The organism is Burkholderia sp. E168m23, from assembly GCF_016586125.1.
Classification (GTDB): Bacteria; Pseudomonadota; Gammaproteobacteria; order Burkholderiales; family Burkholderiaceae; genus Burkholderia; species Burkholderia orbicola.
In genome coordinates, this window is sequence record NZ_BCPP01001456.1 from 1 (window position 1) to 1,100 (window position 1,100).

At 58.5% G+C, this 1,100-nt stretch carries 1 protein-coding gene; it reads left to right on the forward strand.

The genetic code is table 11. From position 1 onward, the window contains the following. Positions 1 to 61 precede the first annotated feature (61 nt). Entirely contained in the window at positions 62 to 1,078 is a 1,017-nt protein-coding gene (locus JMF90_RS38125; protein WP_011548482.1) for an IS481-like element ISBcen24 family transposase, read from the forward strand. Positions 1,079 to 1,100: the final 22 nt, after the last annotated feature.

Consider the following 1,100-nt stretch of genomic DNA (forward strand, 5'->3'; position numbering starts at 1 on the left):
CAGCTGTGTGATTCACGGACATCGTTTCAACTAATATGGGACGATGGAGCGCGAAATCTCGATGCGATTACGTTGGGTGCGCATGTATCACGAGACCGGCAACGCCGGTCTCGTGTGCACGCGTTGTGGCATCTCCAGGCCGACGCTTCGCAAGTGGCTGCGCCGCTACCAGGAGGCGGGAGAAGAAGGTCTTCGCTCTCAAAGCCGTCGCCCTCTGACCAGCCCGAATCGAAAGGTCTCTGACGCTGATCGGGCAACGATTCTTCGCCTGCGGGCCGAGCGCAAGGGGGCACGGCGGATTCAGAACGAATTGCGTCTGAACGAACAAAGAGAACTGTCCCTTGCGACCATTCACAAGGTCCTGTGCGAAGCGTTGGTGAAGCCGTTGGTTCGCCCCAGGAGGCCGGCACAACCGAGGCGCTACAGCCGTCCAGTTCCCGGAGACCGCGTCCAGATGGACACGATGAAGATTGCACGAGGCGTCTACCAGTACACGGCCATCGACGACTGTTCACGCTTTCGTGTGCTGGCCGTCTACCCCCGTAGAAATGCCCGAAATACGCTGTTTTTCCTTGATCGCGTCATCGAGGAGATGCCGTTTCCGATTCAACGTATCCAGACCGATCGCGGCGGTGAGTTCTTCGCTGAATCCGTGCAGCGGCGCCTGATGAACGAGTGCATTAAATTCCGGCCAATTCCACCACGCTCGCCGCACCTCAATGGCAAAGTTGAACGTTCGCAGCTTACTGACCTGAACGAATTCTGGTTCCACCATGCCCCGACAGAGCGGGCAATCGACTTGCGAATCGAAGAGTGGCAGTTCGACTACAACTGGCGTCGGCCACACGGCTCACTCGGTGGAAAGACTCCGGTTGACCGCATTGCGGAGCTGGGTGAAATCACACCTCTCGCGGAAGCGGTGGAAGGTGCGTACGACGAGCGGAAAGAGCGAATTCGACACCGCGAATGGCGGGTCGACAAAATCCTCGGCGAACATCATCGGCGCGCGTCGGAACCCGTGTTCCCTACGGGCGCCACGGGTTCCGACGCGCCAAAGAAACGGCCTTCAAAAAAGTGAAACGATGTCTGCGAATCGCACA